This window comes from Vibrio sp. PNB23_22_6 (assembly GCF_052877535.1).
This window is the reverse complement of record NZ_JBNFXP010000005.1, coordinates 185,397-204,536: the sequence shown is the minus strand read 5'-3', so window position 1 is coordinate 204,536 and position 19,140 is coordinate 185,397. Positions and strand designations below refer to the sequence as shown.

15 protein-coding genes and 2 pseudogenes are annotated in these 19,140 nt (G+C 43.9%); 4 read left to right on the top strand and 13 right to left on the bottom strand.

What is annotated here, in order from left to right:
- Positions 1–65: 65 nt before the first annotated feature.
- A complete protein-coding gene (locus ACVA54_RS06540; RefSeq protein ID WP_099078815.1) occupies positions 66–1,340 on the bottom strand; it encodes a MipA/OmpV family protein in 1,275 nt (424 codons plus the stop codon).
- A gap of 272 nt (positions 1,341–1,612) precedes the next feature.
- On the opposite strand from ACVA54_RS06540, the gene ACVA54_RS06535 reads away from it, so the two are divergent.
- From ACVA54_RS06535 to ACVA54_RS06525, 3 genes are all read left to right on the top strand, one after another.
- Positions 1,613–1,963 (top strand): hypothetical protein, encoded by a 351-nt coding sequence (locus ACVA54_RS06535; RefSeq protein ID WP_446642258.1) that lies wholly within the window; start codon positions 1,613–1,615, stop codon positions 1,961–1,963.
- A 9-nt stretch (positions 1,964–1,972) separates the two neighbouring features.
- A complete protein-coding gene (locus ACVA54_RS06530; RefSeq protein WP_446642257.1) occupies positions 1,973–3,913 on the top strand; it encodes an alkaline phosphatase D family protein in 1,941 nt (646 codons plus the stop codon).
- A 143-nt stretch (positions 3,914–4,056) separates the two neighbouring features.
- On the top strand, positions 4,057–4,497 hold the full coding sequence (locus ACVA54_RS06525) for a tellurite resistance TerB family protein (protein ID WP_446642256.1): 441 nt from the start codon (positions 4,057–4,059) through the stop codon (positions 4,495–4,497).
- A 110-nt stretch (positions 4,498–4,607) separates the two neighbouring features.
- On the opposite strand, the gene pheT is transcribed toward ACVA54_RS06525, so the two are convergent.
- From pheT to poxB, 11 genes and pseudogenes are all read right to left on the bottom strand, one after another.
- Positions 4,608–6,995, bottom strand: a complete 2,388-nt coding sequence (gene pheT, locus ACVA54_RS06520) for a phenylalanine--tRNA ligase subunit beta (protein ID WP_446649473.1) — start codon at positions 6,993–6,995, stop codon at positions 4,608–4,610.
- A gap of 18 nt (positions 6,996–7,013) precedes the next feature.
- A complete protein-coding gene (gene pheS / locus ACVA54_RS06515; protein WP_099078773.1) occupies positions 7,014–7,997 on the bottom strand; it encodes a phenylalanine--tRNA ligase subunit alpha in 984 nt (327 codons plus the stop codon).
- Between the two features lie 330 nt (positions 7,998–8,327).
- Positions 8,328–9,437: a bacteriohemerythrin gene (locus ACVA54_RS06510; protein WP_446649472.1), complete on the bottom strand. Its 1,110-nt coding sequence runs from the start codon at positions 9,435–9,437 to the stop codon at positions 8,328–8,330.
- Positions 9,438–9,859: 422 nt separating this feature from the next.
- Positions 9,860–10,669: a helix-turn-helix domain-containing protein gene (locus ACVA54_RS06505; RefSeq protein ID WP_099078772.1), complete on the bottom strand. Its 810-nt coding sequence runs from the start codon at positions 10,667–10,669 to the stop codon at positions 9,860–9,862.
- Between the two features lie 396 nt (positions 10,670–11,065).
- Positions 11,066–11,380, bottom strand: coding sequence for a heavy metal-binding domain-containing protein (locus ACVA54_RS06500; RefSeq protein WP_099078771.1), 315 nt, complete (start codon positions 11,378–11,380; stop codon positions 11,066–11,068).
- Positions 11,381–11,549: 169 nt separating this feature from the next.
- The gene (gene rplT, locus ACVA54_RS06495; RefSeq protein WP_004727974.1) at positions 11,550–11,903 is read right to left on the bottom strand and encodes a 50S ribosomal protein L20; all 354 of its coding nucleotides are present in this window, start codon (positions 11,901–11,903) and stop codon (positions 11,550–11,552) included.
- 40 nt (positions 11,904–11,943) lie between these two features.
- The gene (gene rpmI, locus ACVA54_RS06490; RefSeq protein ID WP_099078770.1) at positions 11,944–12,138 is read right to left on the bottom strand and encodes a 50S ribosomal protein L35; all 195 of its coding nucleotides are present in this window, start codon (positions 12,136–12,138) and stop codon (positions 11,944–11,946) included.
- Positions 12,139–12,254: 116 nt separating this feature from the next.
- Positions 12,255–12,806, bottom strand: coding sequence for a translation initiation factor IF-3 (infC, locus tag ACVA54_RS06485; protein WP_099078769.1), 552 nt, complete (start codon positions 12,804–12,806; stop codon positions 12,255–12,257).
- Between the two features lie 3 nt (positions 12,807–12,809).
- Complete coding sequence (thrS, locus tag ACVA54_RS06480; protein ID WP_099078768.1) at positions 12,810–14,738, bottom strand: threonine--tRNA ligase; 1,929 nt, start codon at positions 14,736–14,738, stop codon at positions 12,810–12,812.
- A gap of 278 nt (positions 14,739–15,016) precedes the next feature.
- A pseudogene (locus ACVA54_RS06475) lies at positions 15,017–15,788 on the bottom strand (transposase); the annotation flags it as partial.
- 127 nt (positions 15,789–15,915) lie between these two features.
- Complete coding sequence (gene poxB, locus ACVA54_RS06470; RefSeq protein WP_446649471.1) at positions 15,916–17,634, bottom strand: ubiquinone-dependent pyruvate dehydrogenase; 1,719 nt, start codon at positions 17,632–17,634, stop codon at positions 15,916–15,918.
- A 180-nt stretch (positions 17,635–17,814) separates the two neighbouring features.
- On the opposite strand from poxB, the pseudogene ACVA54_RS06465 reads away from it, so the two are divergent.
- Positions 17,815–18,056: pseudogene (locus ACVA54_RS06465) on the top strand (IS5/IS1182 family transposase); the annotation flags it as partial.
- A 299-nt stretch (positions 18,057–18,355) separates the two neighbouring features.
- On the opposite strand, the gene ACVA54_RS06460 reads toward ACVA54_RS06465, so the two are convergent.
- The gene (locus ACVA54_RS06460; RefSeq protein ID WP_446649470.1) at positions 18,356–19,099 is read right to left on the bottom strand and encodes a sporulation protein; all 744 of its coding nucleotides are present in this window, start codon (positions 19,097–19,099) and stop codon (positions 18,356–18,358) included.
- Positions 19,100–19,140: the final 41 nt, after the last annotated feature.

The following is a 19,140-nucleotide window of genomic DNA, read 5'->3' as shown; positions in this document are numbered from 1 at the left end:
TCATTTGATTAATTCATCGCCAAGCGCACAAAATAGTAACATGCAATCAAACAAAGTTCATGAGATTAAAAATTATACTGAAAGTAAATGGTGTTGTAGTTACTGCCACCTTTGATACGGCCAAACTGAGAAGCACTCTCAAAAATCGCCGAACGGTGATGTAAAGAGTAACCAACCCACATATTTCCCCAATCTTTCTGGTTGAATAAATCGCCTACGTTGACATCGAACGAGAAGTCGAGATAATTGAGCAGGTTACTTGCCGTGTATCCCTTCTCCTCCATTTCAGTTCCTTCAATGTAGGTAACGTTATCAATATAAGAAACACCTTCTGCAACACCAAAGCGCCACTGGGTTGGCCAATTGAACGTGTAATACGCTTTGATCGCCACAACATATTCTGTACTAGATGATTGCACATCAGAAGACCAATGGTGAACAAGACCCGGCGTTAGGTAAAGATCAAGCGGGAAACCAAATATTTCATCGGTTAAAGGATGGCCATAGAATAACGACGTAAGTTGATTATTGTATTCATCTTTTTCCGCATTCAGTTTGAAGATATCACCAATATTTGAAGGTGTAGCCCAACCATGTGCTACTCGCAAATATGGTCGATTACTCAACTCTGACTTGTACGCTTTGGTCTTGTCGTGAAAGAATCCAAACCCGACAAAAAGTTCGCCTTGATAGCGGTCTTCGACTACTTGACTGCGATATGCCTCACTATCCAGTCGGGTAATGCTAGTTTCTCCCAACAGATATAAATTAGAAATCACATGGTAACGTGCTTTAATACCAAGGTTGGCGTCGATGCCCGCTCCGATTTTTTCACCCGTCACATCAGAAAATGAATAGTAAGCGCTGTTAAAGTCCGCATCTTTATAACGAATCGTAAAAGAAGGATCCAGTTTCCAATCGCCAAACTCATAATTTGCTGCTAGACGATAGTTTGAGTGGAACTGAAACTCATCATCCGTCATTAGTTCAACTTCAACTCGCCAGTTTTCATCCGCATGGTACCGAACTTGGACACCAACATCGGCACGATCTCCCTCAAAAGCATTTTGGACGGACTTGGGAATATCAACAAAGCGTAGGCGGGTAATCGCGCTTATTCGCCAATTCGAGTCACGCTCATCATATAAAAACACGCCACCTTCGATACCGTCGATGTACAAATATTCATTTTCAAAGAACATCATTGGTACAAATGTGCTGACCGTAGAGTCGTCATCTGCCGTGTAAAAAGGAATTGATGCTGTGCGATACATTGCTGCAATGCCCCACTCTTGCTCTTGAGAAACGGGCTGAGCCCCTGCAGTTGCGTTGAGACACATGCCCAAAAATGCAATAGAAGCTCTAATAAAGTGCATCATGTTTTCCTATATCACTGTAATTTTTAGAAATACTTGCGTATCAGTATATCCGAGTTTACCTGCCTATTTGTGAAAAATGTACAGCACTCATTAGGCCGATACTCAAACCGCTTATTCGCCGCACAAATTAGCAGCAAAAAATGCGCTTTTTACTCCCTCTCTTTAATGAGATTTAGATTTTTGCCCAATTCACCGATACAATAAGCAACCAATGTTAGAAACCACAATTTATAGTGAAAGCATCTGAACTTATCTCCATTTTCAATACATTTCCCGCGGGAAATGACCCCGATATCGTAATGGGTGAAGAATGGTTACCGGAACGACTGGTAGAAACCAACCTGAGTGGAGAAATGCTGTTTTTGCGCTTTGATAATGCACCGGAAGATAGCCAAGGTGAAGAAGAAGGACGTGGTTTTGTTGAGCACGAAATTGATTTAATTCGCACTCGCCTACAACAAATTCTTGAAGAAGATGGCGACAATGCCTCAAAAGCAGATGCAATGTTAGGTTTGTTTCTAATGGGACATGAACTTAGCAGCTCTCAAGTTATCGAAATACTCGAAGAAGACTTTGACTCATAAGGACAACCTTTGCCTACACCGTTAGCTACTGTCGAATCACCTCAACTGCCTCTAATTATCGCGGGGCCCATTTTAAGAAAAGTAACCGCAGACGAAGTCAACATCTGGTTGGTCACAACGCGCCCATTAGAAGGTTCGGTTGAAATCAACGATTCAAATTCCGGCGAGCACCTCTTCTCTCAAGACGTTTCAAAACACCAAAGGCTGCAAGTAGGTCAACGCGCTTGGGTTTGCATGCTCACCCTTCACGGTGACTTTCCCACTCATTGCGCGCTGCGATACCAAATCCAAACGCAAGATGGACTGCTGACCGACCTAATGCCCCACTTGGCGTATGAGAACGACCACAAATCTCATCAAGGTGTTGAATTCTTAATTAGTAAACAAGCGGATTACGTACTGCACGGTTCATGTCGCAATCCTCATCACTTTAGCAAGGATACGCTGGTCGCAGCAGATGCGAAGCTATCAAGCCAACATATTTACGAGCGGCCTGATATGCTACTCATGAGTGGTGATCAAATTTACGCTGACCATGTCGCTGGACCAACATTAGATGCCATTGAACAATTGATCCATCTACTTGGTCTTCCTAACGAAACGTTTGAACAAGCACCAGTAAAAGATACTCATGAACTTTATCAGCACCCAAATTGCTATTATGGTCGTGAGCACATACTCCCCCACTACGTCGATGATGGCCGCTTACTGACAAAATTATTCCCACATAGAGGTGCCCCGATATTTAGCTCACGGGAAAGTGAAAATCATCTGATCAGTTTTGCAGAGTTTTTCGCTATGTATTTGTTGGTTTGGTCACCAGTACCTTGGTCGTTAGTCAACCGAGAGCGACTATTGGATCAGCAGTTTGTTACTGGTGGTCAAGCTCTAAGTCCACGCTGGCAGCAGCAGTGGCGAGATGAAAAAGTACATATCGATAAATTTGTTGCTGGTTTAGACAAAGTGCAGCGCCTACTGGCACATGTACCAAGTTATATGATTTTTGACGACCACGATGTCACCGACGACTGGAACCTAACTGTTGGCTGGGAGAAAGCCGCCAGTGAAAACAAGTTTTCACATCGAATTATCGGTAATGGATTAATTGCCTACTGGCTTTGCCAAGGCTGGGGCAACGCACCAGAAAAATTTAACGCACCATTCATGGAACACGCGAAACGCTACTTTTCGGAGTTGAACCACGAGGCGCAAGATACCTTCATACAGTATCTATACCGCTTTGAAGATTGGCACTACACGATTCATACTTCCCCGAAAGTCGTTGTTCTTGACACTCGGACTCGACGTTGGCGCTCAGAGTCGCGTATGAATAAACCTTCTGGTTTGATGGATTGGGAAGCACTGATCGAATTTCAGCAAGAGTTGATGAATCAAGATAAAGTGATTATCGTATCAGCTGCCCCGATGTTTGGTGTGAAATTTATTGAGATGCTACAACGCATTATGACCAGTTGCGGTCAACCCTTGGTGATCGATGCCGAAAACTGGATGGCTCACCCTGGCAGTGCCAATACGCTGGTCAGCATTTTCACCCATACGAAAACACCCACCAATTTTGTGATTTTATCCGGTGATGTGCACTACTCTTTTGCCTATGATATTAAGCTTCGTTATCGAAAGAACAGTCCCAATATCTATCAAATCACGTGCAGTGGGATTAAAAACCAGTTTCCAGCGCCGCTACTCAGCTTTTGTGACACCATGGACCGATTACTTTATAGCCCTCGCTCCCCTTTGAACTGGTTCACCAAGCGTAAACGCCTTAAAATTTTTAAGCGGGCGTCAAGTAACCACAACTTTTATCGTTTAGTCAACCAAAGTGCGATTGGCGAACTACGTCTAGATAAAAGTGGTAAACCGAGTCAAATTAGTATTTTAACCAGTGATGGGCAAGAGGTTCATTTTCCGCCAACGGAAGTGGAAGAGTAGATTTCATCTCTGTCAATCTGCGACAGAATGGATCGGTTAAGTCATTCGTTCGTATGAAACTTTGTGTCCGATGGCGAATGGCTCTTGAGATTTACTCAAATTAATCCCATCTTAAACTAATAAATTACTGCTTGGTGTTCGATATGTTTAATGCTCTCACCTCCTTATTCAAACAGCTTATTGAAGGCTCAGACCTTAGCCAATCTAATTCACTGTCGCCAAATTTAGCCATCGCTTGCCTACTTTGCGAAGTAGCGGGAGCCGATCATGAAATCGACGATAGCGAGCAAGCGACCAAACGTTCACTACTCATGACGTTACTGTCACTCAACGAACAGCAGACCGAAGCGCTACTGGCACAGGCACAAAGCAAATCTCGCGAATCAACATCATTATATGATTTCACATCGCAACTTAGAGAGTTATCACAAGAAACCCGATACGACTTGATCAAAAGTATGTGGGAAGTCGCTTACGCCGACGGCGAACTCGACCCGTTAGAAGAGGCTGTAATCCGCAAAGCGGCAGAGTTGCTGTATGTCGACCATAGCGACTTCATTCGGGCAAAGTTGCAATCACAATAATAATACCAACCCACTGTGCCAACTGAACTGAATTACCTTAGAGCATAAAAAAACCCTGCCGAGTTGGCAGGGTTTTTAGTATCTCTTAGTAAAGAGCGAACACGTAACGGTTAGTCACGTAGAGACGCACCAAACTTCTCAGATACGTGAGCAACGATAGCGTCTACCGCACCAGCGATGTCTGCATCTTCAAGCGTACGCTCAAGTGACTGTAGAGTCAGTGCGATTGCGAGGCTCTTCTTGCCTTCCTCAACGCCTTTACCTACGTAAACGTCGAATAGTTTCGCATCTTTAAGGAACTCACCACCTTGCTCTAGACAAGCGTTCACGATGTCACCAGATGCGACGTCTTCATCCACTACTACCGCGATATCACGACGGTTTGAAGGGAACTTAGAAAGTGCTACCGCTTCTGGGATCACTTTGCTGTTGATTGCAGACCATTCGATTTCGAATACGATAGTGCGACCGTTTAGACCGAACTTACGCTCAAGCTCAGGGTGAACTGTACCGATCACGCCCACTTCTTTGCCATCTACGATGATTGCCGCAGATTGACCTGGGTGAAGTGCTGGGTGCTTCGCTGCTGCGAAAGAGTACGCTTTTTCGTTCGCAGATAGCTCTAGAATCGCTTCTAGATCACCCTTAAGGTCAAAGAAATCAACCGTGTTAGTTTCGATATCCCAGTGTTCTTCACCGCGAGTACCTGCGATAACACCAGCTAACATAGGCTCTTGGCGCATGCCGTTTTCTGCAGATTCACATGGGATGAAACGTAGGCCGTATTCGAATAGACGAACACGTGGCTGTTGACGCTTCTGGTTGTGAACAACCGTGTTCAGCAGACCTTGGATAAGACCAAGACGCATTGCTGACATGTCTGCAGAAATTGGGTTTGGAAGCACTAGTGGCTCAACACCAGGTACAACTAGCTTTTGTTGCTCAGGCTCAACGAAGCTGTATGTAATTGCTTCGTGGTAACCACGGTCAACAAGAAGATCACGAACACGTTTCAGTGGAAGATCCGCTTCAACGTGGTTGTGCATCTTAAGTGCTGCTGCTGGGTGTTGGTTAGGAATGTTGTCGTAACCGTAGATACGGCCAACTTCTTCAATCAGGTCTTGCTCGATAGCGATATCGAAACGCCATGTTGGTGCTACTGCTAGCCAACCTTCTTCCGAAGCTTCAACAGTCAAACCTAGACGCTCTAGGATTTCGACTACGTCAGCATCCGCGATATGGTGACCTAGTAGGTTGTCTAGTTTAGTGCGACGTAGCGCAACTTTGTTTGGCTTAGGTAGGTCTGCTTCAGACTCAACAGCAACAACAGGTGCTACTTCACCGCCACAGATTTCAACAAGAAGCTGAGTTGCACGCTCCATTGCGCTTACTTGCAGTGCGTAGTCCACACCACGTTCGAAACGCATTGAAGAATCAGTGTGAAGACCGTAGCTACGAGCGCGACCACGGATGTGGTCAGGTGCAAAGAATGCACACTCAAGTAGAACGTCTTTAGTTTCCGTTGTTACGCCAGACTGTTCGCCACCAAAGATACCTGCGATTGCAAGTGCTTTGTTGTGGTCAGCAACAACTAGTGTATCTGCGTTTAGTTCTGCTTCGCTACCGTCAAGAAGTGTTAGCTTCTCACCTTGCTCAGCCATACGAACTACGATGCCACCTTCGATCTTCGCTAGATCGAATGCGTGCATTGGTTGACCTTGCTCTAGAAGTACGTAGTTCGTGATGTCTACAACAGGGTCGATAGAGCGAATACCACAACGACGCAGTTTTTCTTGCATCCATAGTGGTGTTTCAGCTTGAACGTTTACGTTCTTAACAACACGACCTAGGTAACGTGGACACGCTACAGGCGATTTCACTTCGATAGACACTTTGTCTTCGATTGAAGTCGCTACTGCTTCTACTGATGGCTCAGTCACGTCAGCACGATTTAGTACGCCAACTTCACGAGCTAGACCACGGATACTGAAACAGTCAGCGCGGTTTGCTGTTAGGTCAACATCTACGGTTACATCGTCTAGAGCTAGGAATTCACGGAAGTCAGTACCAATTACTGCGTCTTCTGCTAGTTCCATGATGCCGTCTGACTCAACATCAATGCCTAGTTCAGTGAACGAACAAAGCATGCCATGAGATGGCTGACCACGTAGTTTTGCTTTCTTGATCTTGAAATCGCCAGGAAGAACAGCACCAACAGTTGCAACTGCAACTTTCAGGCCTTGGCGGCAGTTAGATGCGCCACAAACGATGTCAAGAAGCTCTTCTTCACCAACATCTACTTTCGTCACGCGCAGTTTATCTGCGTCTGGGTGCTGACCACATTCTACAACGTGACCAACTTTAACGCCGTTGAACGTGCCTGCAACTGGTAGTACGTCGTCTACCTCTAGGCCCGCCATAGTAATTTGGTGTGTTAGTTCGTCAGTGGTAACTGCAGGGTTTACCCACTCACGAAGCCATGATTCGCTGAATTTCATAGTGATGAACCCTCTGGATTACTTGAACTGTTTTAGGAAACGAAGGTCGTTCTCAAAGAAAGAACGCAGATCGTTTACGCCGTAACGAAGCATTGTTAGACGTTCAACGCCCATACCGAATGCAAAACCAGAGTATTTTTCAGGATCGATTCCTACGCTACGTAGTACGTTCGGGTGAACCATACCGCAGCCTAGAACTTCTAACCACTTACCGTTTTTGCCTTTCACGTCCACTTCTGCTGAAGGCTCAGTGAATGGGAAGTACGATGGACGGAAACGCACTTCCACTTCTTCTTCAAAGAAGTTACATAGGAAATCGTGCAGGATACCTTTTAGCTGAGCGAAATTTACGTTCTCATCAACCAACATGCCTTCCACTTGGTGAAACATTGGCGTATGCGTTTGGTCGTAATCGTTTCGGTATACACGGCCCGGAGCGATGAAACGGAATGGTGGTTTGCCATTTTCCATCGTACGGATCTGTACGCCAGACGTATGAGTACGAAGCATCAAATCTGGGTTAAAGAAGAAGGTATCGTGATCAGTACGCGCAGGGTGATCCGCCGCGATATTAAGTGCATCGAAGTTGTGGAATGCGTCTTCGATTTCTGGACCAGACTCTGTGTTGAAGCCTAGTTCACCAAAGAACTTCTCAATGCGCTCAACGGTACGAGTAACTGGGTGTAAACCACCGTTCTCAATACGACGGCCCGGTAGCGTTACATCGATCGTTTCTGCGGCAAGCTTCGCTTCTAACTCAGCACGTTGTAGTGCATCTTTACGCGCTGCGATTGCTTGTTGAACTACGCCTTTCGCTTTATTGATCTCTTGACCCGCTTCACGGCGTTCTTCTGGTGGTAGTTTACCTAGGCTTTGAAGTTGAGTTGTTAGTTCACCTTTTTTGCCTAGATACTGAACACGCACTTCATCAAGTACGACTAGCGACTGCGCGGCTTCAATTGCTGCGCTCGCATTAGCAATGATCTCTTCTAGATGTTGCATCGTTTCCTCATCTACCTGCTGGTAGTGTCCATAAAGGAGTGATTGGTTTTTTGATAGCTGTACATAGTAGCCAAAGCCGCCACCAAAGCCAAATTGAATTATGAAAAGAGAAGGTTATTGAATAAAAAGAACGCAAAAACAGAAAAAAAGCAGTATTGCATTGGAATAATATCGGCTTTGTCCATTTACGAACGGATAGTTTGCCTCAGGTGGGTCAATTTTAAATCGGTGTTAGTGGGTCATTTTTACATCGGCGCTGACAGCGGCTCTCAGTGCATACATCATCCGTTTCTATTGCGATTAAATAAAGAAAGGTGGGACAGTTTAAGACTAATGCTGAATACAGCGAACTTGGTTCTTGCCATATTGTTTGGCGAGATAAACAGCATTGTCTGCTAGCCTAATCAGATCGGTATAAGTTTCCATATCCTCTCTGCGCTCCGCAACTCCGACACTGATGCTGCCACGCCAAGGGTCGTACGATGTTGGTACTAACATGTTCGATATTTGCTTACGTACAGCTTCTGCGACATGCAGCCCCCCTTCTAACTCCGTATCTGGACAGATGACAAAGAACTCATCACCACCCAAGCGGCAAACGATGTCATCACTACGAAAATAATGCTTGAGTGCTTGCGCAAGCTCCTTTAACACCAAGTCGCCTGCCTCATGCCCACAAGTATCATTGACCTGCTTAAAGTAATCGGCATCGATCATGATACAAACCAAAGGTAAATCTTTGTGTTCATCGTCACTCCACAACTCTTGTAACGTTTTTATCGCACTCCTACGATTAGGAAGCTGTGTCAAAGAGTCGGTCAACGAAAGCACTTCGAGCTGCTTATTTGCTGTAGAGAGCTGCCGGGTTCGCTCTTCGACTTTTTCTTCAAGAACAAGGTTTAACTTAAGAAGCTCTCGATTTCGTACTGATACTTGTGCAAACAGCGCGTTTAGGGCCTCTAATAAGGGCTCTGTTGACGCATTAACTTGTTGTTCTTGATATTCATACGCAGCTTTTGGCGACATACCTTCATTTATCGCAGCGACTTGCTTAGCCATATTCTGATCAATCCCCAAAATATGATAGGCCAACCAGTGGATCAGAAAATTCAGCAACTGCTCAGCGGCATGCTTATCTTCCTCATTAATAAAGCTCTGCATACTGATGATATCGGTCATAAATGCGCGATGAACTTGAACGTGTTTTTGAAGGTGCTCAGGATAAATACCGGCTTCTCGCATTAAGTTTTCTTCTTCTTTGAAGTGAAACTCTGCATAGCGGGATAATTCAAATAGTGCAATCTGAATATCAGTCATCGAGATGTTATTTTGTGCCAATAGTTCGCCGTACGTATTAATAAAGCCGACTAAATACTGGTGCTGCTCATCAACTTCTGCAATCCCTGTTTCAAAATATGTATCCCAACGAAATGAATTCAATACCATAACTCCTGCTCTAAATCCTAAATAACACAGGCCAATACCTAAGCTTAATATCAACAACACTTGCAATGCATAATGATCATTTTATCGATAAAACATATCAAAGGTGCACTCAATCAACTCAAATAATGACTTAGATCTATTTGATCGTGTTCATACGGTTAAATAATCCACTATACTGCCCAAAGGTGTTAAGCGGACAAGCTAAAAAATTAAAGTGCAATGCATTAGTGACGACGAGTGACGAGTTGAAAATGATACCCTAGTAATTAGAAATTGTAGGATTCCAAGAATGGTCACTGATTCAAGTTCAAGGGAAATAGCGCGGCGTAATTACGCACTCTTCCCCTTTGATGAATGATGAAATAACTTCGTGGCACGCTCTCAAAGGGCAAGGTTGCTTGGGTATGAAAAACCGACTATATCGATAGGCTCGGCTTATCCCCTGCAGAAGCGATAGCGTAACGAATATCATCGATAAAATTTTTGTCCGTTTGTACTATACCGTCAGAGAATATTACTGGAAGGTGCGGTCCCGCAATCAATAGGACATTAGTAAAATCAGATACGTTAAAGTTTTCTGCCACCACATTCTCCGAATGAAAATCTAGTACCGTTTTTGCCACTTGTTCTTCTAACTGAATAAGCTGCTCTTCAGTAATTTTCATGCGTGATAAGGCGACCCGAACGCACTTCTCGTACTGAGTTGTTTGCTCCTTAATTATCTCTGTATATTTATCGTTTAGTTTGGAATTATCAGCGTAGCTATAGTACAACGGACCATGCAGCGTAATATTTTTGCTTTCATCGACATATACGAGGTCGAGCAGTTCTAAAGCGCCAAGGTAGTCAGACATACTATGTTCAGAAAGGTCATATTTTTTCTTTAATATGGTGTAACCATCTTTACCACGTAACATTCGCAACTCTCGGTAAAAATCGTAAAGGTGAGGAAACTGAAAAAACACTTCATCCTGTGTATGGCTAAAATAGTCTTGATCTTCCGCCTGAAGGTTGTCTGCTAATTTCTGCAATTCGTCTAATGTACAATCCACCGCTCGGCAATATTCAAGTAACTTGTCCAACGCAAGATTAGTACTGGTTAAATGCCTCTTAAACGTAGAAAGAGGCATTCCCATTTTTTCAGATAGCTCTCGATATGTTAGCCCTTTCGCTTTAATCGCCTGCCGTAAAGCAGCTAACAAGTATTCGGGCGTAAGCTCTCTCATCTACAATTCCTTCTAAATATATTACATACACATTACATTTGTAACAATTTGAGATGAGTTGGCAAGCTATAGGTTCATATTTTTATATAAAAATGCGAATCAATACACCCTATCACACATTTCCATAGCAAATACTCGCCATTAAATGCATGTAGCTTCATTATCAATAAAAAACTCCTAAGCAGTCAAATACCCCCTCAACCTTTTTTGAATCGGACTTATTACCAGTATGAGACTTAAAACTAAAAATATTAAACTAGACAGACTTATAATTGCAGAGCATTAATGCAGACCTTGAGTTCACATTTCGCATAATCACACAGAGTTCACTCTCAATGAGATTCGTCACATTTCATCTCACCTTATTGAAGTAAGCATGGAAGAAAGGAAAATATGTTAAGCGAACTTTACTGCGGTCCCAAACGCAAGTATTTCTGAAGAGCCATCAACGATAGAGCTGGTTGTAAAACGAATTCCAACAATGGCATCTGCTCCTTTATGTGTTGCCTCTTCTACCATGCGTTGTATGGCAATGTTGCGCGCTTCCGTCATCATTTCTGTGTATCCACGAATTTCCCCACCGACTATGCTTTTGAGCCCGGCCATAAGATCGCGTCCGATATGTTTTGACTGAACGACATTGCCCGTCACCACACCTCTGATTTCTGAAATTTCTCTTCCAGGAATGGTGTCCGTTGTTGTGTAAATCATTCAATACCCCTGCAAAATAGTTAGATTACCTCAGCAAATTACCATGTGAGGCACTATTGTAAATACCAAAGATACTAACTGGGAAAAAGAATTGAGAATTGTAGAGTAGTTTTGAAGGCAATAAAAAAGGAGAGCTAATGCTCTCCTTCTCTTAATCCTAAACTGCTAATTATAGAGCAGCTTTCGCTTTTTCAACTAGTACAGCAAATGCTGCTTTGTCGAATACTGCGATGTCCGCTAGGATCTTACGGTCGATCTCGATAGATGCTTTCTTAAGACCGTTGATGAAACGGCTGTAAGATAGACCATTTTGACGAGATGCTGCGTTGATACGTGCAATCCATAGTTGACGGAATTGACGTTTCTTAGCGCGACGGTCACGGTAAGCGTATTGACCAGCTTTAGTAACTGCTTGGAAAGCTACGCGGTAAACACGTGAACGTGCACCGTAGTAACCTTTAGCTTGTTTTAGAACTTTCTTATGACGTGCACGAGCTTGTACACCACGTTTTACGCGAGGCATTATGCTTCTCCTAAACTAAACGATTGATAACTAAAAAGAATTAAGCGTATGGCAACATACGAAGTACTGCAGCTACTTCACACTTAGGAAGGATTGCATTTGGACGTAGTTGACGCTTGTTCTTAGTAGTACGCTTAGTCAGGATGTGACGTTTTGTAGCGTGCTTGAACTTAATACCACCAGCAGTTTTCTTGAAACGCTTAGCAGCACCTTTGTTGGTTTTCATCTTAGGCATGATGAATAACTCCGCATTGAGTAGGTTTAATAAACAACGTAATTAGGGCGAACAAAACCCAGCCGTTTACCTTTAAAGGGAAACGGCTAGGTCTTAATTACTTGATGAGCCGTTAATTACTTCTTTTTAGGGGCAAGTACCATGATCATCTGACGACCTTCGATACGACTTGGGAAAGATTCTACTACAGCAAATTCCGCAGTATCTTCTTTCAAGCGATGAAGAACATCAACACCGATGTCTTGGTGTGCCATTTCTCGGCCACGGAAGCGAATAGTTACTTTCACTTTGTTGCCTTCTTCAAGGAAACGCGTCAGGTTGCGTAGTTTTACCTGATAGTCTCCAATATCAGTTCCAGGACGGAATTTAATTTCCTTAATCTGGACCTGTTTTTGCTTTTTCTTCTGCTCTTTCGCAGATTTGCTCTTTTCAAAGAGGAATTTACCGTAGTCCATCACTCGGCAGACTGGTGGCTCAGCGTTAGGACTAATCTCAACAAGATCCATACCTGCTTCTTCAGCAGCTGCGATCGCTTCTTGAATCGATACAACACCAACTGATTCACCATCAGCGCCTGTTAGTCGAACTTCACGAACGCCACGAATTTCACCGTTTAAACGGTGCGGGTTTTGTTTTACCGGCTGTTGGCCGCGTCTTCCGCCTTTAATAGCTTATTCCTCCAGATTGAGCTTACGGCTTGAAATCTCGTCTTGGATGTAAGAAATGAAGTCATCCACTTTAAATTTACCGAGATCTTTACCTTTACGAGTACGTACTGCGATTTCACCAGCTTCCATCTCTTGGTCACCGACAACAAGCATATACGGTACACGCTTCAAAGTGTGTTCGCGGATTTTAAAGCCAATCTTCTCATTTCTCAAGTCCGCTTTTGCTCTAATTCCACTTTTTTGTAATTTTTGTACTACTTCTTGAACATAATCTGACTGTTTATCAGTGATGTTCATAAGAATTGCCTGTTCTGGTGCCAACCAAGTTGGGAAGAAACCGGCATATTCTTCGATCAGAATACCAATGAAACGCTCTAGAGAACCTAGAATTGCACGGTGAATCATCACCGGAACAAGACGTTCATTGTTTTCACCTACATAAGTGGCGCCTAGGCGACCTGGTAGGTTGAAGTCTAACTGAACAGTACCACACTGCCATGCACGGTCTAAACAGTCGTATAACGTGAATTCGATCTTAGGACCGTAGAATGCACCCTCACCCTCTTGAATTTCGTATGGGATTTCCATCGATTCCAGAGATTGTTTTAGCGCTTCTTCAGACTGATCCCAGATTTCATCTGAGCCTACACGTTTTTCTGGACGAGTAGACAGTTTCACTACGATGTTGTCGAAACCAAATGTCTGATATGTATCGTACACCATCTTGATACAATTTGTTACTTCTTCTTGAATTTGGCTCTCAGTACAGAAAATGTGAGCGTCATCCTGAGTAAAGCCACGAACACGCATAATACCGTGTAGTGCACCTGATGGTTCGTTACGGTGACATGAGCCGAACTCAGCCATACGTAGCGGTAGGTCACGGTATGATTTTAGACCTTGGTTAAAGATCTGTACATGACCTGGACAGTTCATTGGCTTGATTGCGTATTCACGGTTCTCAGAAGAAGTCGTGAACATTGCATCTGCATATTTATCCCAGTGACCAGAACGTTCCCAAAGCACGCGATCCATCATTAGAGGACCTTTTACTTCTTGGTAGTCATACTCGTTCAGTTTGTCACGAACAAACACTTCTAGATCACGGAAGATAGACCAACCATTATGATGCCAGAACACCATACCCGGCGCTTCTTGCTGCATGTGGAATAGGTCTAGCTGCTTACCAATCTTACGATGGTCACGCTTTGCAGCTTCTTCTAGGCGAGTTAGGTGCGCTTTCAGGGCTTTCTTGTCGTGGAATGCCGTACCGTAGATACGTTGAAGCATCTTGTTGTCGCTGTTACCACGCCAGTAAGCACCTGCCACATTCAATAGTGTGAAGTGTTGACAGAAGCCCATGTTAGGAACGTGTGGACCACGACACATGTCGATGTATTCTTCATGGTGGTAAAGGCCTGGACGGTCATCACGAGATACGTTTTCGTCTAGGATTTCCACTTTGTATGGTTCGCCACGTGATTCAAATGTATCACGCGCTTCCTGCCAGCTAACTTTTTTCTTAACAACTTCGTACTTAGTTTTCGCAAGCTCTTGCATACGCTTTTCGATCTTTTCTAGATCTTCTTGCGTTAGAGACTCGTCTAGGTCGATGTCGTAGTAGAAGCCGTTGTCGATGGTTGGACCAATCGCCATTTTAGCTTGTGGGTAAAGCTGTTTAAGAGCGTGACCAAGAAGGTGAGCACAAGAGTGACGAACGATTTCTAGGCCGTCTACTTCATCTTTTACTGTGATGATCTCTAGGCTTGCGTCTTCTTCAATTAGATCACACGCATCAACGCGGTTACCGTTTACGCGACCAGCAATCGTTGCTTTTGCAAGACCAGGACCGATCGATTGCGCAACTTCCATTGTAGATACTGGGTTGTCAAATTGACGCTGACTGCCGTCAGGAAGAGTAATAATAGGCATGCTATGTCCTTTACAGTGGTGTTGCATACCAAGCAACACTTGAATTTGCATAACCAATTAAATATCAATTGGCTATATGTTGTTTTTGTGTAGAAAAACTGAATTTGGTACAAAACTTGGTACAAATACGGATGTACACGGCTTTGAATTCCTAGGCATTCTAAAGGATGGTGATGAAATAACAAGGCAAATATCGAGTTATGCCTTTTTCTTATTGACATAGCTTTGTTTCCGAATTCGATTTCAGTTAAAAATGCGCCTAACATGACTAATTGATAGGCGATCATTATCGTTTCAGGTATACCCAGCCCCGCCAGTATATTTAATGCCTGTTATCATGGCGTAAGTTACGCCGACTTGAGCATGGTAATCCCTTAAAGCTTAATGTACCGCCGAGTCGTGTCTTCACAAGGTACATCATCGTCTCCGAGAGCGAACGTTTATGGTAGCCGTACTTCTTTTTCCAAAGCTTATTTGATGTGAATAGCTTCGTAACACAACCTTGTTCATAAGCATCCTCTCCAGGCATCTCATTGATTCTTAGGCGGGTCTGTCTAAGCAAACTTGAAAGCACTTCACCATCGATCACATTCGATAAACTCAACTAAGCAGCAATAATTTAATGCATATCTATATCTACGGCTAAATGTAACTTACGCCAGATTTAGCGTTTCCCGTTAATACCATGCTTTTTTACTTTCCACTCGCCCTCACCGTAGACCTTCAGCCCTGTAACACCGATGGTTAAACACTGGATAGCTCCTTTAGTTTTGGCCTTAAACGCAACGCCAACCGCTTTGGCTCGCTTGCTAATGCATGAATAATGAGGGCATAACAAAGGCCGCTGAGCAAGCTTGAAAATAGAATGAATGAATTCTTGCAGACCTCTCAACGGCATTGAAAAATTCATTTGGCGATAAGCGCCGTCCTAATGGCTAAGTCACTAAACAAACGAGACCTTCCACAGTTCATAGAATAATTAGGCTGCAGTACTAGTCCCCCCGAGTTTAAAACGAAGGTGGCATTGGCGGCCGCTGAAATAGCGAAGATGTATCATCTATCCGCTAATCAAATTCGACAATTGAGCCTAGATTAGAGCTCGCCAAGGTGACTAACCTGAATTCGAGAGAGTCCAGGTTTATCAACCCTGCACTTTTCGAGTTCAGGTTAAGTTGGCTTATCGCAACAGATTTATTTTGACAATGTCCACTAACTCATCACCATAGCCGTTAAATATGGCTTTTAACGCATAGAGGCTAAACCCCTTGACTTGTTGTACATTAATACTCGGAGGCATACTCAGTTCATGATGATCAGTCATGACTTCAAGCAAGGCGGGACCATCGTGATTGAGCAAAGAAGACACTTTGTCGGCCAACTCTTGCGGTTGTGTCGCGATGTCGCTTTTAAGCCCGCAAGCCCGAGCAATTTCAGCAAAACTTGGGTTATCAAGCTTTGTACTATCTGAAACAAAGCCTGCGGCTTTCATCTCCATATCGACGAATCCTAAAGATTGATTGTTGAGCACCACGATTTTGATATTCAGTCCGTAGGGTAGCAGAGTTAATAAGTCTCCCATTAACATTGAGAACCCGCCGTCACCACAAAAAGCAACAACTTGCCGTTTTGAATTGGTAGATTGAGCCCCTAATGCCATAGCGAGCGCATTGGCCATTGAGCCATGGTTAAACGAGCCTATCAATCGGCGTTGTCCGTTCATTTGCAAATATCTGGCAGACCAGAGTGTTGGGGTTCCGACATCGCAAGTAAAGATGGCATCTTCTGCGGCAAGGTCACTTAGGGTTTTAGCTAATGTTTGTGGGTGAATTTGGTGGCTTTTCGGTTTTATCTCAGCCAAGTTATCAAGCTGATTTCGGGTGGCGGTATAGTGCTTTAAGCACGCTTTTAAAAAACGGTCATCCGTTTTGTGTTGGAGAAGAGGGGTCAATGCATCCAAAGCCGCAATTGTATCACTTACTATACCGACATCAACTTGGACATGGCGGCCGATTGCTGCGGGCGAATGGTCAATTTGAATAATGGTTTTATTTTTAGGATAAAAGTGTCGGTAAGGAAAGCCAGTACCAATAAGCACCAGGGTATCGGCATGTTCCATTGCATGATAGCCAGATTCAAAGCCAATTAATCCGGTCATTCCAACGCTGTATGGATTATCATATTCGATGAACTCTTTTCCTCGAAGCGCATGCACAACGGGTGATTGCAGGATATCCGCCAGTTGGAGAATTTCGCTATGAGCAAATTGACACCCACCCCCGCACAGCAGGGTCACGCGCTTGGCCTTGTTGAGGTAATCTGCGGCTGATTGGGTTGCTTCTGATGCGGGTTCTAAGCGTGGCAGCGATGGTGTCTGCCATTTTATGTCCGTTTCCTTGGGGAGAGCTTTGAGAGCAATATCACCAGGCAATACCACCACGCTCACACTGCGCTTTAGTAAAGCTTGACGCATTGCCGTTTCAAAGACTTGAGGCATTTGTTCTGGTGTGGTGATTTTTTCACAATAGACACTGCAATCCGAAAATAGTGTTTTTGGATCGGTTTCTTGGAAGTAATGAGTGCCAATTTCCGTTGAAGGAATATCAGAAGCAATGGCAAGAACTGGCACTTGATTACGATAGCAATTATATAAGCCATTGATAAGGTGCATGTTACCAGGTCCGCATGATCCTGCACAAACAGCCAGAGACTGGGATACTTCCGCCTCTGCTCCCGCGGCAAATGCAGCCACTTCTTCATGTCTTACGCCGATCCACTGAATGCTTCCATCGGACTTAAGGCTATCTGCTAAGCCATTCAGAGAGTCACCCGTTACTCCCCAAATGCGTTGAATACTCGCTTCCCTCAGTAGTTTGACAATGTATTCGGCAATTATCATAACAACACCCCCTAGTTGAGAACCTAAAGACGAAGCTAAGCATGATGATGGGAATGATTTTTATAGTTAAACGCAAAGAGATCAGGATAGCTTACTTTTTATGGTGAAATACAATAGTGCTGTTTGAGTTTAGACAGAAGAACAAGAGCTAGCCATTCAATTTGGGCTAGTTGAACCGACTTTCTGGATCAAGGACATCCTCGCACCTTAGCGGTAGGTTGTCAGAAGATCTACGGCTCTAACAAGGCGTGAAAAAAGCGACATGGCTATCATAAGCGTTCGCTATCAGAGACAGCAATGTATCGAGTGAAGCCGTTGATAGGGGGGGAAATTAAGCCTGAGGAACGACAACGCTCAAGTTGGCGAGACTTAACGCCACGATCAAAGCACTGAACAAGCTTTCGAGGCTAAGTATGCCTGAAAGAATTAAGCACAATGGCGCAGCGTGTCTTATCTTTGAATTAAGCAACAAAGCCTCACGACAGGCACATTTCTATGCCTTTAATCGATGAATTTAACATGCAGAGATGACTTAACATCACCTAGATGAAGGATATCATTGTGCCCTGATAGGTACGCATTAATTGTAGTGAAACGTGCGCGTTCAGAGGAAAAGCGAATATGAACGTACTGAGTGAAGGCGAAAACTTGCATAATCGTACCGATACCGTATTAACATGCAAATATCGGTACTCATTTTCCGAACTCGAGAAGAGCCAGATTATAAATTGATGATAGGGGCCACCGCCGAAGCAACTTGAGCATCAGTTGCATTCAATGGCAGCGAAAATGAACGGTATTGGTCACCAGAGAAACTGAGAGAACGATCGATTTCCGCCAGACAGTGCATCACTTCACGATCTAATATAAATGACAGTTCGATTTCCTTGGTTGAGATAAAGCCATTATTGCGAAATTCCAGTTCTTGGTAGATACCGGAACGTGAAGAAAAAGTATTACCGCGTAAGTTCCCCTTTTCGACATCCGCTTTCACCATAGTAAAGCCCGCCTGCTCAATAGCACCAATCACACGTGCTGCAACTGGTAATGGCTTGACTTCAATATAGTCACGGTCACGGGGATCAATCGCGAAGCCAATATCTAATGTAGTTTCAACCCATACATGACATTGATTCTTTAATGCGCTGACGGCAGTGATTGGCGTTTCATCGTGCAGCTTAAGTTCGAATGGTACCTGCTTCTCTTCATTTGGTTGAATAACAAATGGTTCAACCGCTTTCAATTTGTCAATCGTAAAGCTCTGGTAGCTAACGCTATCGTCCACCTCAACTTTCATCTCAGTATTCAGCTTAATGGTAATCGCATCAATTTGCTGCTCTACATCGCCTCCTATTATCTGAACGTACCCTTTCAAAGTCGAGCCTTGGTACACACTCATTTCATCTAATATGGTATCGACTTTTGCCGAGCCAATGCCAAGCGACGCTTTTAGTTTTTTAAACATGGGACCCCTTTGTGACTGTCTGTCTTCATTATTTTGATTCG

What these genes read in the sequence shown, in the direction of transcription:
- ACVA54_RS06525 (WP_446642256.1), top strand. Translation starts at nt 4,057, where the DNA reads ATGTTTAATGCTCTCACCTCCTTATTCAAACAGCTTATTGAAGGCTCA.
- ACVA54_RS06540 (WP_099078815.1), bottom strand. Translation starts at nt 1,340, where the DNA reads ATGTGTCTCAACGCAACTGCAGGGGCTCAGCCCGTTTCTCAAGAGCAA.
- thrS (WP_099078768.1), bottom strand. Translation starts at nt 14,738, where the DNA reads ATGCCTATTATTACTCTTCCTGACGGCAGTCAGCGTCAATTTGACAAC.
- ACVA54_RS06505 (WP_099078772.1), bottom strand. Translation starts at nt 10,669, where the DNA reads ATGAGAGAGCTTACGCCCGAATACTTGTTAGCTGCTTTACGGCAGGCG.
- ACVA54_RS06500 (WP_099078771.1), bottom strand. Translation starts at nt 11,380, where the DNA reads ATGATTTACACAACAACGGACACCATTCCTGGAAGAGAAATTTCAGAA.
- pheT (WP_446649473.1), bottom strand. Translation starts at nt 6,995, where the DNA reads ATGAAATTCAGCGAATCATGGCTTCGTGAGTGGGTAAACCCTGCAGTT.
- pheS (WP_099078773.1), bottom strand. Translation starts at nt 7,997, where the DNA reads ATGCAACATCTAGAAGAGATCATTGCTAATGCGAGCGCAGCAATTGAA.
- rpmI (WP_099078770.1), bottom strand. Translation starts at nt 12,138, where the DNA reads ATGCCTAAGATGAAAACCAACAAAGGTGCTGCTAAGCGTTTCAAGAAA.
- ACVA54_RS06460 (WP_446649470.1), bottom strand. Translation starts at nt 19,099, where the DNA reads ATGTTTAAAAAACTAAAAGCGTCGCTTGGCATTGGCTCGGCAAAAGTC.
- rplT (WP_004727974.1), bottom strand. Translation starts at nt 11,903, where the DNA reads ATGCCTCGCGTAAAACGTGGTGTACAAGCTCGTGCACGTCATAAGAAA.
- poxB (WP_446649471.1), bottom strand. Translation starts at nt 17,634, where the DNA reads ATGATAATTGCCGAATACATTGTCAAACTACTGAGGGAAGCGAGTATT.